Genomic DNA, 15,844 nt, shown 5'->3' with positions numbered 1-15,844 from the left:
TTAAACATTGGCCTCCCCCTTACTCCGAAAGAATGTGAGCTTCCAGCTTATAAAAATACTAATGATGAGCACCAAAATGTATAACCATTCGAGGCCAACCACCGCAATCACCATATGAATAACAGCAAGTACACCAACTAAAAACATCGAACCAAACACTTTAATCACAGAACTTTCCTGCGCTTGCTTCGGTTCATTGGAAAAAGGAAATGGATCTTTAATGAACATCCAATAGGAAACAAGAGATAAAATTACTGCCACTAATAAAACTATTACTAGATCCATCCATATGCGGAAGGAAAAGATCCAAAGAAAAATTAAGATTAAGGGTATTAATATAGGCAAAAAATAATTAATGATTGTTGCCTTCAAGGTGGCACTATATACTAGTCCTCTACTACGCATAGGTGCAACGTAAAATACCCAGTGCGCCTTATAGTAATTAGAATACTCCAGCAAGAGTACTACTGATGGAACAAAAATAAGTGAAAAGTAAATGATCATAAAAGAATTTCCATTAGCCAATTCCTCATAGCTGCTCATTCTTAAATTATTGAAAAGCATGATAAATGGGAAGATAACGGCAAATCCAAGCATTGGGTATACTTTCAGCTTTAATTCCCTTTCCTCCTTTAGCATCATTGAGGAAAATTTATAAAAAGCTCTTTCTTCCTTTGTTCTACACAAAACACTGGACCAAAACGAGGTCAGTCTTCGAGCTTTTTTCTTTTTTCTATTCGAATCACTTTGCAGCTTAGACAAGTAGTTTTCAAACGTAGGCATTAGTCGTACATATAGCAAAACAGCTATGATCGGAATGATTAGTGCAAGTATAGTAAAAAGAATGATATATAAGGAATAGTTGTTATTAAAGATCAATTCAAAAGGGGCTGCATACCAAAACGGCGGAAGGAATAAATGCCACCAGGCAAAGCTGTAATCGATATCCAGATTGACAATATCAAAAATGCGTCCTACTAACTGGTAGCTGACAGCCATCCCTATTGCCAAGAAAATTTGAACATAATTAATGACGTCCTTCAAAAATTCTCCACTAAAGAAGCGAAGAACGAATAAGTTTATAAAAGCTGTGAAAATAACCGTCAAACAGCTAATCATCCCTATTTCCATGAAAAATAAAAGGGCAAATAAGGGGCCGAACTTAAAGATACTTACGATTAACGGTATGATCACGAAGGAACCAGTCAATAGAAAAATATAAATCAAAATGTGCATTATTTTGGCTGCATTAATCGTACGACTGCTAATAGGCTTTGGCTGAAGTATATTTTTATCCCGAATATCAAGCAGCACAGCAGAAAAGTCTGAGATCATGGACGTCATGAGTATTACAAACATAGAACTGAACATGATCGTGAGAGAAAAAAGAAAGTTATCTCCTAAAAAAAGAAAAGGAGTTAACAGAAGAAGTCCAAAAAGACCATAAACCCATAAGGACTTCGTAAATTGGTTTCCATCCTTTTTTTCTTTTGAGCCATTAAATATAGGAGGCAACCTCCGGCTATCCATTGTCAGCTTTAGCTGTAAAATTCTCCTCATTGTGTCATAATCAATATCAAATTTTAAAAATATCTTCCGAAAACGGTCCAGCACTCTAAGCGATGCAAAATCATTCATGTGAGTTTCCTCCACTAACCGTTTGCACAAAACGTTCTGCAATCTCTTCATGTTCGTTAAAGCCAGTCAGCTGATTAAATATTCCCTCTAAGGAGCCCTCTTGACTTTGACTTTGTTGCTTAAGCTCTTCAAAGCTTCCGTCCGCCACTACCTCCCCATTTACTAAAAGTACAATCCGATTACTGATTTTCTCAACGACATCCATTATATGAGAGGAGTAAAATATAGTTTTCCCTTGTGCTGCAAGCTTAGCTAAAATTTCTTTAATAACCATCACACTATTCGCATCCAAACCACTTAATGGCTCATCGTAAAATAATAAGTCTGGATCGTGTAGCAAGCTAGAAATGATTAGTACTTTTTGTTTCATCCCCTTAGAAAAAGAGGACAATCGTTGGTGGAATGCAGCTTCGAGACCAAATTCCTTCATGAGTGAAGAAGCCTTTTTTTCTGCCTCCTCCGTTGTTAATCCATACATTTCACCCAAAAAAACAAGATACTCATAGGCTGTTAGATTTTCGTATAGTTCTGCCGTTTCAGGAACATAGCCTATTCTCTTTTTATATGTATAATTGTTTTTTTTAATATTTTCTCCAAATATCTCAATCATTCCGGAGTACCCATCAAGTAAGCCTAAAATTAGCTTTACAGTTGTGCTTTTTCCTGCCCCATTCGGTCCAATATATCCAATGATCTGACCTTCATAGACATCTAAGTTCACCCCGCTAAGCACTTTCTTGTTCCCGAACTGTTTCGAAACATTTACTAATGATAAAATCTTATTCGTCTCCATGGAACTCCCCCTTAATTTATAACTCTATACGTGATGCTTACATTGAAAGAACACCTATCGACCGTTCTCTATTACCCCATCTTTTATTTAGTATTATGAAATGCAATTATTCAAAATTTTTACATATTAAGTGTAACATATTATACATAGTCTTTGCGTTTGCTCTTTATGATTTTGAAGCTATTGCTATTGAAATTTTCAGATAAAGCGTGTAGGATTTTCTAATATCAAAGTACATAAATGTTGTGAGGAGAGAAATAGTATTGTTGACTACCTCAGAAATAAATAAAAAATCTATTGCCGTATTGGTCATAGGGATTATATTCATCTCCTCTACATTGCGAGCACCCCTTACCGCGGTGGGACCGATTATATCCTATATTAGGGATGGGCTTGATATCTCCAATGTGTTGGCAGGTTTTATCACGACGATTCCATTGCTTGCCTTCGCGGTTATATCACCATTTGCACCTAGAGTAGCACGTCGTCTTGGAATGGAAATGACATTATTTCTTGCTATTTCACTGCTTGCGTTCGGAATTGCTATCCGCTCCATCGGCACTCCCTTCTTCTTATTGTTTGGCACAGCTTTAATCGGAATCGCAATTGCGTTTGGAAATGTGTTAATACCCAGCTTCATCAAGCTTAAGTTCCCTTTACAAATCGGGTTGCTTACAGGTATTTTCACCGTTTCTATGAATCTTTCTGCTGGCATTGGAGCTGGCATTAGTTATCCCATTGCAAAAGGAACATTCCTTGGTTGGCAAGGAGCATTAGGAATCTGGTCTATTTTAGCTGTCATCGCCTGCCTCGTTTGGGTACCCCAAATTAAAAGGAAGCAGCAAATTGTCCCGGATATACCCGAAGCCAATCCTATAAAAGCTAAATCTATCTTGAAATCTCCTTTAACCTGGACTATTACTTTATGTATGGGATTCCAATCCCTTATCTTTTATACAACTGCTGCATGGATTCCGGAAATATTGCAGACACAAGGAATGGAGGCTGGGAAATCGGGCTGGATGCTATCCATCATGCAATTTTCACAGCTCCCTATGACCTTTCTTATTCCAATCCTAGCAGGGCGGATGAAGGATCAAAGAATACTGGTAGCAGTATTTACGATTTGTTATTTGATTGGTTTTATGGGGTTGTTATACGGAAGTCTTTCACTAGCGTTACTATGGATGGTATTCCTAGGATTAGGGGGCGGGGCTTCATTTGGATTAGTTATGATGTTCTTCTCTCTTAGATCAAGAACACCGATGGAGGCTGCAGACTTATCTGGTGTCGCGCAATCTATCGGCTATTTACTTGCTGCAATCGGACCAGTATTCTTTGGGTTTGTTCACGATACGACTGGAAGCTGGCATACACCATTGTTTTTATTCATCACAACCGCTATTCTACTGTTCTTTGCGGGAATGCATGCCGGAAGAAATCGATTTGTATCAGAGATTGAAACTGAAGCATAAAATATAGAGTAGGTTCTGACTATAACTCAGACCTACTCTTTTGCAATTCGTACTGAACAAGTGAGAAATTAGGAGAGCTGGCTATTATTTCAATAGTGACCTTATCCGGAAGTTAAATCTAACCAGCGAGCTATTTATTGTTTGGAACTAAGTAAAACAAGTACAAACCATTAATATGTTCCCATCGGGATCTTTAAAGGAGAACTCAGATAGATCAGGGTACCTTATAATATCCGTAACCATTTCAGCTCCCATGCTACTAACATGCAGAAAAGCTTCCTCAATGTCAGTGCAATTAAAGATAAAAAGTGGCTGATTAGATGGGATGAATGTATAATCTTCATCCAAGCAATGATTATCAAGCGTTAACCCGGGTCTGTTCTCCCCCATATTAAAGGTATATATTGGACCTGTATGATTTGTTTTCATTACTTCGATGCCAAGTAAATTGCTATACCATTGTATGGAACGCTCTAAATCAGAAACATGGATAAAAATCGTATCTATTCTATTCTCTATAGCTTTAGACAAAAGCTCACCTCCTTTTTTTATTTTAGAAATTGACTCAACTAGCAACATTATAAATAAAGTACAACATATTAAAATTTACTTATATTAACTTATTCTATGTTCTTATAACATAATCCTTTTACCTTGAAGAAGATTCTATGTTTCCTTACCATTAACAAAAGACCACCAATATAATTGATGGTCTGCTACTTGGATATTTAATATGGGGATGACTGATAGGAATAGTTTGGTGTCACTTTTTCATTTTGATACTTCTTATGAAAGATATGGGTTGTTGCTGGAGACATCGGTGGAATGAGCCAAGCCCAGTTCCCAGTAACGTCTCTGCCTGCATCCCGTTCTATTTCCTCAAACTTTTTAAATTGATGAGCAGCAGTATGATGATCCACGATACTCACCCCATCCTCCTTAAAGGAATATAAAACAGCAGCATTCAGTTCGACCAATGCACGGTCTTTCCAAAGAGAGGCATTCGACTTCGTGTTCAAGCCCATTTGCTTAGCAATGATTGGCAGCATATTATATCGATAATCATCCGCGAGATTGCGTGCACCTATCTCTGTTCCCATATACCAGCCGTTAAATGGAGCAGCTGCGTACGTTATACCCCCAACTTCTAGCTTCATGCTAGAAATCATCGGAACGGCATACCATTTTAAGTGTAGGTCTTGAAACCAATCCATTTCTGGATGCCGGAAAGGAACCTCTAAAATATACGAATCCGGAATGTTAAAGATCTTTGGGGGTTGATTATTCACTTGAATGACAAGCGGGAGCACATCAAAGTTAGTACCCTCCCCTTTCCAGCCGAGCCCTTCGCATACTTTCGTAAAAGCAAGGGAGTCAGAATCTCCAATGACTCCCTCCTCGGTTTCATAGCCAGCATAACGAATGAGCTGGTGATTCCAAACACGAACATCTTTCGGTGAAAAAATAGTAATCGTCGGTCTTATTCTTCCGCCGTTCGTAGCGTACTCGATATGGTCAAGCAATGCCTTGAAAATGTCTTCTTCCTTACATAAATCTCGCTTATCGAAAACAGTCAGACTTTGCCAAAACAAACGACCGATGCATTTATTACTATTACGCCAAGCAACTTTAGCCCCGAACTCCAGCTCCTCCGTTGTATGTACATATGTGCCACTCAGATTGATTTCATCTTCTATTTCTTCCAGGCGAGCAACCATCTCGTGTTCCTCTTTACCTGTCTCTATGTAATAAAGTCTTATAAACTCCTGCGCTTCAGTTAACATGATCATAGCCCCTCCCACTATCTCTTCCATCTTAGTGGAAGGGAGCAGTCCCAAACAAGTACCACTTCTAGTTTATATGTGAGGAATTTATGACACCACATTTGGATAAAAAGAAAAAACTATATACTACCAACTCTGGTATATGATAAAATCAGATTAACTTCAAAATCCGGTCTTGTAGCTCAGTTGGGAGAGCACCACCTCGACAAGATGGGGGTCGCTGGTTCGAGACCAGTCGGGACCATCTTATGCAAGAAACACATAATAAAACCCTGTTATATCAACGTTTACTATCGCTGATACCTACAGGGTTTTTCTTATTTTAGAGGTGGCAGGGTAGTTCTACTTAGACCCTGTCAGGGTGGAGGCCAAGGAGGAACAACATGAAGAAAAGACGTAATACTAAAATCACTTCTTCACAAAGTAACGCACAGGAAAACGATATTCGTAATTTATTTAGAAAATTTATGAGTATTAAATCGTCAGAAGGTATTTCAGAAGGTACATTGAATCAATATAAGGAGAACTTCCAATTCTTTTGTGATTATTTACTACTAAAGAATTATTCATTTCTAATTGAGACAATAAATACAGAATTGTTTAGGGAATGGATTATGTATATGCAATTCGAACATATTCGTTTTAAAGATATTAAAACTAGGGAGGTAAAAGAGATTGGCTTAAAGCCTTCTACTATTAACACTCGTATCAAAACTATGAAAGTGTTGTTTAGCACTCTCTTACAAAATCAATTGGTAACATCAAACCCACTACTACACATCAAAAAAGTACATGAACCAGAAGAATTAATTGAAGTACTTACAGAAAAAGAGATAAATGCATTATTAGCTGTAATAGATAAAAATGCCTATACTACTTTCAGGGACTACGTTTTAACTTTGTTTCTTCTTGATACTATGTTACGAGTATCAGAAGCAGTTACTTTGAGGAAAGCTGATCTCAATATAGAAGCGGGTCTCATAATTATTCGTGCTAGTGTAGCCAAAAATCGAAAAGCTCGAACAGTCCCAGTTAGCAAAAAGGTAATTAACCTGTTGAATCAATTAATAAAAGAAAATGAATATGGATTCCACAGCGAGTTTATATTTGCAGTTAGTGAATATAGCTTTTATAATCGACAAAATTACAATCAGCGTCTCAAACAATACGCTAAGTTAGCAAATTTAGATAAGAATGTCCATCCTCATTTGTTTAGACACACTTCCGCCACTAAATGGCTTGAAAATGGAGGTGGTTTAGAGGAATTAAGATTAATTCTTGGTCATTCAAAATACGACATGGTTAAACGCTATGCACACATTGCCGACAACTCCATAATTGTTGCAGCTCGGAGGTACAGTTTGACTAATTTCATTAATATCTAGAATTAATTTTTTCAGGATTACTCAAAAAGAGATACAACCTATCTGATGGAAGTATCTCTTTTAATAATGAAATTTCTAGTAGCAGTCAAACTCTAAATACAGTAAAGAATATTGTTAAATCAACGTTTTCTCTATTAGGGTTTATAACATATCTACTCACTTGGCTTGATGATGTACCTCGTACCCACATCACTCGCTGTACATGTTAGACATTATTTCTATCGACTTTTAAACTTGCCAATAGATTAGATCGATCTTTAGGAAAAAGAGCTGTATTGATCTGTACAGTTTCTTCAACATATATTTCTTCTAATATTCCCTACTATCTTTAGATGTTTTCCTTGTTCTTCTTAACCTTCTACTTTTGTTCCTAAAATTTCTACAACCTGAGGTATATATCTATATTTCCTAATAAGTAAATCAGCGGCACTATTATATTGTTTAAAATCATCATCAATTTCCATAATCAAATTCTCTTGTTTTGTCACACCAAAAACTCTAACAACCCATAATTCTTCTTTATGTTTAATAAATTTTTCAAGTTCAGGAAATGAGATGAAATAAGAACTACCTCTATCTTTAGATGTCGTTCCTTTAACTTCTACTTTTGTAGGTTTGGGTGGAAACTCTGATTGTCGATAATCAAAGGCTTCAATGTCATATCCTAGACCGTCTTGGGTTTTAGCTACATGTTTAACCTTTTCAGCCCACTCTTGTCCAAAAGCTTCAGCTACTTTCCTCTTCATATATGAAAATACTTTTTCTTCAGCTATATTTCCAATCTTTTTTCTTTTTGTCATGTCTTTTTGAATATCCTCAGGACTGACAACTCTATCTTTTTTTTTCTTAGTGTTCATTCTTTTATCTACCTTTATTTGTCCTTCCTCAAAAGTTGAACTCATCTTATGTTCTTCTGTAATATCTCCTTCTATTTCTTCTATTTCTTCTATTTCTTCTATTTCTTCTATTTCTTCTATTTCTTCTACTTCTTCTACTTCTTCTAGAATTTCAATTCCTAGATACCTTACAATAATTTCGTACCATTCTTCTGGGCATGGGAATAGATATGCTTGGTTTCCACGACCATCTTCTTGGAAAGCAGAATAATGATCAGGCCGATATCTCTTCATTTCCTCCCAAATATCTTCTATTTTAATTGGATTTTCTAAAACCGTATAATTTACATCTACTCTATATCCTGCTTGGTTCCATTGACCGAAATTTTCCAGTTCAGTAGGCCGATTATTTTCATAACAAGATGAAGTGGCAATACCAATTGCTCGTACAGCTTTATCATAACAACTAACAATTATGTCTCCATTTCTAATTTCTTTCATTCTTTCGTAAGAATGGTTCTTCCCACCAACTTTATTTTTTTGAGGAGACCACATAAATCCATTTCCAATTTCCTCTTTATGTGAAGCATTTTGCATTACAATAAATTTTCGTTTCATTAAACACCCTCCAAAGTTTCAATCTACATATCATAACATTACTTTTAATGAAACAATTTAATCATTTATAATTAATGCAGAAGTATACTCAAAATGATTTGAGACATTTTTTATTCTCACTTATATACCATGTATATTTAATTTCTACTTCTATTCGTTAATAATCTTAAATCGAATTGGGTTCAAATATTTCTGCAATTTCTTCAAACCTATCAATATTCAATCTTAGTTTATATACTTTACCATTTTCATTAAGAATAAGTTCCCCATATATGTCAATTTCCTGTAAACGAACCTCGTACCTATAAACATCAATAACAGACATACGATAGAATTTTTCTTGAATTGCATAATACTTTTCAGAACGATGAAAGATATAGTCAGTAATATACATATGGAGTTCCTTAATCTCTTGAAAACCACGTCCTTTTAAGTGTTCTAATACGTAATCATCGTAAAGTACCATTATAGTCACTCCTTTTCCCCAGCTTCCCACCTACTTTTTCTAACTCCCTATACCTTTGGACAAACCATTCATGCAACCCTTCTTGGCTAAAATTATTTCTAGATCTCCAAAACTATTGTAAAAATTCGATATATCTTAAACAACCTATTACAATTTCAATTCTTATTATGTATACAGTTGTACCTCTATTTAAACACTGTATATTAATAATAAATAAAAAAGAGCAGTCACCATTGACTACCCTTTCGATCCTCCTGCTTCAATGAGGTATTCTAACTGTATATATTTTGAATAGAAGGCTTAGTTAAACTATTCATTTATTTATCGTTATAACTACCTGGTAATTAGAAGGTTTTATTATTAATAATAAGTTATTCTGAAATTGAGATACGCAGTCCACCATAAGTTTGAATATAGTCACTTGTGATTGTAACATTAAGCAGAGTGTTATGGTCTGCCAATACCCAGTACGCAGCTAATCTATAAACATCTTTGTCATCAAACCAATTTGTATCCAGTACCTTTGCTAGCCCGTAGCTTTCGCTAAGAACATCGTGCATTAAAACAAAATAGGCTTCAAGTGTATCAATATCTTGATTATCTACAGCATAGTGAAATATATTAATCGCAACTAGTCTATTATTTTTAAATTCATAATTCACATCTCCTAATAGTCCTAACACAGATACATCAGAGTAAAATAGGAGATCCTGAGTTTCATTTTTTAATGAACCACCAGATAAATTGTTTACTTGTTGCTTTGTCATACCCATTGCTATATCTCCAAAAACTGGCGTATTGGTTACAGGTAATGGTGTTGAAATAATAGGGAATGAAGCATTTATATTTCGGTGATTTTTACCGATATATTTGTTTACTAGTGGTACAAATACTTCAGTAGCTATTGCGAAATTTAGATTCGCACTTAGACTATCAATTCCACTAGTTGTCATTCCAATAAGTTGCCCGTTTGTGTTAAATAAAGCACCCCCAGAACTACCATTGTCTATATCAGCGGTTGTTTGTATAAGAGAAATACCGGCAGAAGTTCTAAATGAACTAATAATCCCTTCCGAAACTGTATTTTGTAAACCCACTGGACTTCCTATTGCGACTACTTTCTCTCCCTTGGATAGACCCTTATTCGTAGAACGAATAGTCACACCAGAAATATTAAATTCTTTAGATGTTTTTAATAAAGCAATATCTTTGTTCGCATCCATTTCAACAATACCTTCAACTTCAAACTGTTGTCCATTGTTAAAAGTAATAGTAGCTTTTGATGCACCTTCTATGACATGATAATTAGTTAAAATTAAACCATTACCTACCACTATCCCACTACCTAGGCTATTTTCAGTTTCAATTAATACAACTTTATCATCATTTTTTTCTACAATTTCTTTTGTGGAATATACCTTCTTTTCATTTGCTGGATTTTGACTAAGTAAAGCTAATTTACTTTTTGATGGAGTTTCATATTTTACTACTGGACTCTTAGAAATAAAACTTCCTCCACCTACCCCGTATAACCCACCATGATTAGACTTATAGCTATATACTCGAAACTCTTCACCTTTATTTAAATTACGAACTGTAGTCAATGATCCATCACTTTCTAATTTAACTAGGGGTGTGTTTGAAAGCACTGTTACTTTGCCCAATTGTCCAACTTTAAGTTCTGTTTTCCCCCACATCACCTTGTTTGACTGAGCATTCGCTGTTTGGTCATGAAATGTGAACACACTTATTAATAATATAGCAACTATAAGAAGTCTCATTATTCCTTTAATCATTTATTTTTCCTCCTAATTAATAAGGCTCACAGGCCCAACCATCTTTGTCTCTGTCATGTTTCGAAGCGTATGCTGGATGACCTCTCATAACCCCATTTGGATAATACTGTTTCAATGCTGTACAGTTTTTAAATGATGATGGAGCACCTTTTATTACTTCTAATCCAGCTTCAACTTTAGGTGTCGAAGGAGCTGTTACAACAGGGGTAGGATTATTGATTGCTTCTTCTAGTTGAGCTAGTTTTGACTTACTAGGTGTCTCATACTTAACCTTGTCGCTCTTCTTCACATAGCTTCCACCACCAACACCATATAACCCTCCATGTTGACTCTTGAAGTTATATACTCTGAACTCTTCACCTTTTTTAATTGTTCTAACTGTAGACAAAGATCCATCGCTTTCTAATTTCACTAATTCAGTCTTACTTAATATTGTAACCTTACCAATCTGTCCTAATTTCAACTCTGTCTTACCCCACATTACTTTATTAGTTGATGCTTCTGCTCCAAATATAGTGATAGTACTAAAGCTTAATGCTAATACGATTAGTAAAATAACTTTAAATAACTTATTAAACATTTCAAATACCTCCTATTTCATTTCCTCTAATTCTACATATTGGAAGTTATAAAGTCTATAGTATTAAATAATATCTAAAAATATAGCCAATGAACTAATTTATAAAAGTACTTTATTACCATAAACATTTTACTCTCTAATAATTGCGATTTCCACGGACATTAAGGCTTTATGAGTGTTTGCTTACTATTAGACTTCTGGTTGAATTATTTTATTTATCTACGTTTATAGTTTATTTTTGATAAGTTGTGTTACCTCTAGCCTTATAACAGGAAACGTTCATCTTAATAGAACTATATTGTTCAAATCTTATTTATACACCTGAGATGAAACCAATATATAATTGTGATTTTTATATAAGCAATGACCACTGTTTGCTACCTCTACACCGATACAATAAAAAAAGATGTAGCATATAGCCACACCCCTTTGAAAATATTTCATCTGTTCCTTTATTCCCTCTTACCCAACCCCAAAATCACCATTCTAAAACCACTAGTGAGTGCAGTGGCGGTACAGCTATAACCTTTTAGAGTATTCAATATAATCTATTTGGTCAAATACCACCCCTCTATACATTTATTTTTCTTTAATCAATACCTAGACTACTTAAGTCTTTAAAAATCAAATACAGTTCTTTATCACAAATCTCATTTTATTCTTTGATTTTTCGAAAAAAACCTTTAGCCCTATCATCAAATTGTTCAAATAATTTCATCATTTGTTTTTCATTATAACTTTGAAATTCTTTTAAAACATTTTCTAAAGCGAACAATTTTTGCAATGCGTTACTTTGTTTAAATCTTTTAATCTCTCTACCATGCATAATAGGATTTCTTTCTTCATACAACTCTTCGCAAAAGTATTCAATAAAAGGCATATATAAATAATTCTTCATCTCTGTACGCTTCAACAATTCTCGAATTTTATTCTCTTTAATAAGATTACCCGTTTCACTATCCAACATTATTCCATGGTTATTATAAATTTTACCTTCTACTTCAAATATCATCTTAGATAAATCCCATAATAATCCTTCAATAATACTCAAAGAAAGCAATACTGTTGAAGCATACCTTTGATCTCGGTAGTTTTCTAAAACTTCATTTATTAATGGATACCTATTTTGAACATTTTTATGAAGAAATCTATTCGTTGTAATTTTCTCTAACTCTTCTATTGTATGGGCTTCATAATGGCTGTAGTAAAAATTTAAGTCTTTTGTTTTTAAGTATTGAAAAAAAACTAATCTACCTTCTGGAACAGACTTGTAGTATAAACTCCATTTTAAAGGAAAATCTTTCCACTCGTCATATATTACGAATGATTCTTGATTTACTATCTCTGGTTTATATATTAGAAACGCAACTCTTTCAACCCAATTCTGATTTTTCTCGAAATCCATAGTCGACAGTGCTTTTAAATTTAATCTTCCCAACAATTGATTTGTAAATTGTAATTGCGACTTAATCAGATCATAACGCTCTACAAGAGAATTATTCTTCTGGTGTTGAAAACAACCTTCTCTAATTTTGTTAATAATATCTGTTTTAGATTCTTCACTTATGCCTTTACCAAGAATATTATTTACTTCAATGAGTTTATCCTTCATAATTATTGCTTCAATTTCTTGTAATTTATGATTAAAAGTATCGTCCATATTTTTTTTTCTTCTATCAAAAATATTCATTAACTTATCAAAATTAGTATTATTATTATTTAATTTTAATAAAAGTTCTGTTATCACACTAAAATCTGGATCAGACGTATATTCCTCAATTTCTTCATCAGCTACCATCATAGTTAACGATAGTATCACTAATAAATCTCTCTCACGTTTATTCACCTGTTCTCCAACAACTACCTCTTTATAATTCTTTTGTAACCATTTCTCTGCATAATGATTGAACATTTCACTCTTTAGATTATCCATGAGACCTCCTTTTAAATTATCAACAGATAGTTTCTTTACAAATAATAATAACCTTGAAACTGGTTACTGGGAAAAGAAGGTTTTTTTAATAAGATGACGAAATAAATATTATAGCGTAAGTTTTTCAAATATAATAGCTCACAGTAAAAAAGGAGATTTTGCATTGAATAAAGAAGAGAAATTGCAATTCGGAAATTGGCAAATTGGTGACACGGATATTAATTTAAATGGCATATTAAGCTTGAATTATGATACGAACGAAACTGAATTATTCCTTTTTAGCGATGAGTCTTTATCACTCCCTTATTCTACAGATGTTGTGTACGGTAAAACATATCATGGAGAAGCCTTTACTTTATATGATTGCAGCATTAGTAGAGGAACATCTAATTCTCTTGTTCATAATTTTAATACAAAGTATATATATAAAGTTCATAGCAGTTATACCTTAGAAGGTGGAATTTTCACTTCAGAACAAGAAGTTATGGTTAAAGAAGTTTATTTTAGTGTTACGAATTTGAACAAATGGGCATTTCAAGTTGGCGTAGATATGGAATTAGATGATTCATCGGAATATATTATAACTACCAAAAAAATAGATGACATATTTCATATAAACGACGAATTTGAATTAAGTATTTGCTATACTACTATGCCAGATTATAATTATAGTTTTACAGGTTCATTGAAAATTGAAACGAACGCTCAATTGAGAGTTAAATTTTTTAAATCTACATGTTTAAAAAAAGCATGCGTTCTTATATATCAAGTTAGAGACTTTCTTTCACTTTGCACTAACTCAAGGACATATATTGAATATATTTCTGCAATGCCTTATTACAATACACCACAAGAAATAGAATTACCTATAAAAATTTATGGAAAAGGTATAGAATTTGGAAAAAAAGAAAATCTTGATGAGTTAAAAAATTATCAGAACTATATAAGTCTAGTACAAATAAAAAAAGATTTTAATTTATGCATGAAAAACTGGTTTGAGAAAAATGAAAAATTAAAACCAGTGATTGAGCTATTTTTATCAATAAAATACCATCGAACATCATATGAAAGACATTTTCTTAACTTAGTTCAAGCACTTGAGGCCTACCATAGATTAACAAGAAAAAATGAAGTGTTACCAAAAGAAGAACACACGGAAAAAATAGGAAAAATTATTGCTAATGTACCAGAAGAATATCAAAAATGGGTTAAAGAAAAATTAGCTTTTTCTAATGAACCAAGTTTGCACGAAAGACTTGAGGAATTGTTAACACCTAAAAGTAAATCTGGTTCACCACATCACGAAGCTAAGTATCATCATCTATTTATGCTTAGAAATAAGGAAAAAATTGAAATAATTAGAGATATTAAAAATACTAGAAACTACAATACTCACTTTGATGAGAAGTTAATGAAAAAGACGGTTAAGGGTGAAGAATTATATCAATTAATATCTCTGTTAAAATTGATGTTAGAGTATTATCTGCTAATGGAATTAGAGATTGATGAAGAAATTGTAATCAATGCAACTTGGGAAAAATCTAAACAACTTTCACTGCGAAATTCCTTAATAGAAGCAACTCGAAATGGAAAGATGAAATAAAAAACTGGAGCAGACATCTATAATCTTCTGCTCCAGTTAGCTTATTACTCCATAGAAACTAGCTATTGGTATTCCATATGACAATGTTTATGATACACTCATTGCTCATTTTGTTTTCTGTTCTATTGTAATAGTAATCAATAGCTTTATACATTGTCTTGATTGCTATTTTTCTTCTATGTTCATACAGGCTATAGCAGTACACTCCCTGGAATCACTATTGAGTTTAGGTTTATTATTTGGTCAACTAGTTAAAGAACAGGTAAACATTGCTATTCGGATACCGTCAACGTTTTCTCATACTCACCAATGACTTTGTAAAAAGTGTTCTTTTTTAGTTCTAATAAGGTCATAAATTCTACTCCAGTAATCTGATTATTTTTCCATTTGGGATAGTTTAGTTCAAGCGTTAGAAGTTGTTGCTTGGATATTGTGTTTATATTTAATTTAGGTCTCCCCAAATGTTTGCCATTAGCTTTAGCTACAGCTATTCCTTCAGCTTGTCGTTGCAATATGTTTTCACGTTCACGCTCACTTACAAATGCTAACACCTGCAAAACCAAATCACTCACAAAGTTCCCCAATGTGTCTTTATGCTGGGTAGTATCAAGTAAAGGCATGTCTAAAACCTTTATATCTGCCTTGATATTTTGCGTAATATCTTCCCATTCTTTTTTTATCTCTTTTGAATTTCTTCCAAAGCGATCAATAGACTTTATGTAAAGTAAGTCACCTTCCCGCAAACATTGTTTTAATGCTTGATATTGCTGTCTATTGAAGTCTCTACCACTTTCCTTGTCAATAAATATATCACGTTCATTTATACCTAATTCTTTTACTTCTTTTAATTGTCTAGCTTCATTTTGGTCTTTACTCGAAACTCTTGTAAACGCTAAAATAAAATGGACAGTTTCTGCTAAATAACATTGAACACTTT

13 protein-coding genes and 1 tRNA gene are annotated in these 15,844 nt (G+C 33.7%); 4 read left to right on the top strand and 10 right to left on the bottom strand.

Annotated features, from left to right (window positions below):
• Together NSQ95_RS07575 and NSQ95_RS07570 are read right to left on the bottom strand one after the other, a co-directional pair.
• Complete coding sequence (locus tag NSQ95_RS07575) at window positions 1-1,638, bottom strand: hypothetical protein (RefSeq protein ID WP_342560627.1); 1,638 nt, start codon at window positions 1,636-1,638, stop codon at window positions 1-3.
• On the bottom strand, window positions 1,631-2,431 hold the full coding sequence (locus NSQ95_RS07570) for an ABC transporter ATP-binding protein (protein ID WP_342560626.1): 801 nt from the start codon (window positions 2,429-2,431) through the stop codon (window positions 1,631-1,633). Before NSQ95_RS07570 ends, NSQ95_RS07575 begins: the two co-directional genes overlap by 8 nt.
• A 263-nt stretch (window positions 2,432-2,694) precedes the next feature.
• On the opposite strand from NSQ95_RS07570, the gene NSQ95_RS07565 reads away from it, so the two are divergent.
• The gene (locus tag NSQ95_RS07565) at window positions 2,695-3,906 is read left to right on the top strand and encodes an MFS transporter (RefSeq protein ID WP_342560625.1); all 1,212 of its coding nucleotides are present in this window, start codon (window positions 2,695-2,697) and stop codon (window positions 3,904-3,906) included.
• 147 nt (window positions 3,907-4,053) lie between these two features.
• On the opposite strand, the gene NSQ95_RS07560 is transcribed toward NSQ95_RS07565, so the two are convergent.
• Window positions 4,054-4,437 carry a VOC family protein gene (locus NSQ95_RS07560; RefSeq protein WP_342560624.1) on the bottom strand — a complete coding sequence of 128 codons (384 nt, stop codon included), beginning with the start codon at window positions 4,435-4,437 and terminating at the stop codon, window positions 4,054-4,056.
• Window positions 4,438-4,634: 197 nt separating this feature from the next.
• Window positions 4,635-5,696 (bottom strand): nitric oxide synthase oxygenase, encoded by a 1,062-nt coding sequence (locus NSQ95_RS07555; protein ID WP_342560623.1) that lies wholly within the window; start codon window positions 5,694-5,696, stop codon window positions 4,635-4,637.
• Between the two features lie 165 nt (window positions 5,697-5,861).
• Here NSQ95_RS07555 and NSQ95_RS07550 point away from each other — a divergent pair.
• Together NSQ95_RS07550 and NSQ95_RS07545 are read left to right on the top strand one after the other, a co-directional pair.
• A tRNA-Val gene (locus NSQ95_RS07550) sits at window positions 5,862-5,934 on the top strand.
• A 139-nt stretch (window positions 5,935-6,073) separates the two neighbouring features.
• Window positions 6,074-7,075 carry a tyrosine-type recombinase/integrase gene (locus NSQ95_RS07545; RefSeq protein WP_342560622.1) on the top strand — a complete coding sequence of 334 codons (1,002 nt, stop codon included), beginning with the start codon at window positions 6,074-6,076 and terminating at the stop codon, window positions 7,073-7,075.
• Between the two features lie 350 nt (window positions 7,076-7,425).
• On the opposite strand, the gene NSQ95_RS07540 is transcribed toward NSQ95_RS07545, so the two are convergent.
• From NSQ95_RS07540 to NSQ95_RS07520, 5 genes are all read right to left on the bottom strand, one after another.
• The gene (locus NSQ95_RS07540) at window positions 7,426-8,529 is read right to left on the bottom strand and encodes a DUF3883 domain-containing protein (protein ID WP_342560621.1); all 1,104 of its coding nucleotides are present in this window, start codon (window positions 8,527-8,529) and stop codon (window positions 7,426-7,428) included.
• Between the two features lie 166 nt (window positions 8,530-8,695).
• Window positions 8,696-8,995 carry a hypothetical protein gene (locus tag NSQ95_RS07535; RefSeq protein ID WP_342560620.1) on the bottom strand — a complete coding sequence of 100 codons (300 nt, stop codon included), beginning with the start codon at window positions 8,993-8,995 and terminating at the stop codon, window positions 8,696-8,698.
• A 371-nt stretch (window positions 8,996-9,366) separates the two neighbouring features.
• Window positions 9,367-10,791, bottom strand: coding sequence for a S1C family serine protease (locus NSQ95_RS07530; protein WP_342560619.1), 1,425 nt, complete (start codon window positions 10,789-10,791; stop codon window positions 9,367-9,369).
• Window positions 10,792-10,807: 16 nt separating this feature from the next.
• Window positions 10,808-11,371 (bottom strand): excalibur calcium-binding domain-containing protein, encoded by a 564-nt coding sequence (locus tag NSQ95_RS07525; RefSeq protein WP_342560618.1) that lies wholly within the window; start codon window positions 11,369-11,371, stop codon window positions 10,808-10,810.
• A 655-nt stretch (window positions 11,372-12,026) separates the two neighbouring features.
• A complete protein-coding gene (locus NSQ95_RS07520; RefSeq protein WP_342560617.1) occupies window positions 12,027-13,304 on the bottom strand; it encodes a hypothetical protein in 1,278 nt (425 codons plus the stop codon).
• Between the two features lie 163 nt (window positions 13,305-13,467).
• On the opposite strand from NSQ95_RS07520, the gene NSQ95_RS07515 reads away from it, so the two are divergent.
• Window positions 13,468-14,907 carry a HEPN domain-containing protein gene (locus NSQ95_RS07515; RefSeq protein ID WP_342560616.1) on the top strand — a complete coding sequence of 480 codons (1,440 nt, stop codon included), beginning with the start codon at window positions 13,468-13,470 and terminating at the stop codon, window positions 14,905-14,907.
• A 272-nt stretch (window positions 14,908-15,179) separates the two neighbouring features.
• On the opposite strand, the gene NSQ95_RS07510 is transcribed toward NSQ95_RS07515, so the two are convergent.
• Window positions 15,180-15,806, bottom strand: coding sequence for a recombinase family protein (locus tag NSQ95_RS07510; protein WP_342560795.1), 627 nt, complete (start codon window positions 15,804-15,806; stop codon window positions 15,180-15,182).
• Window positions 15,807-15,844: the final 38 nt, after the last annotated feature.

The organism is Psychrobacillus sp. FSL W7-1457, from assembly GCF_038593405.1.
GTDB lineage: Bacteria > Bacillota > Bacilli > Bacillales_A > Planococcaceae > Psychrobacillus.
Note: the sequence above shows the minus strand (reverse complement) of the source record. Positions and strands in the feature narration are given on the sequence as shown.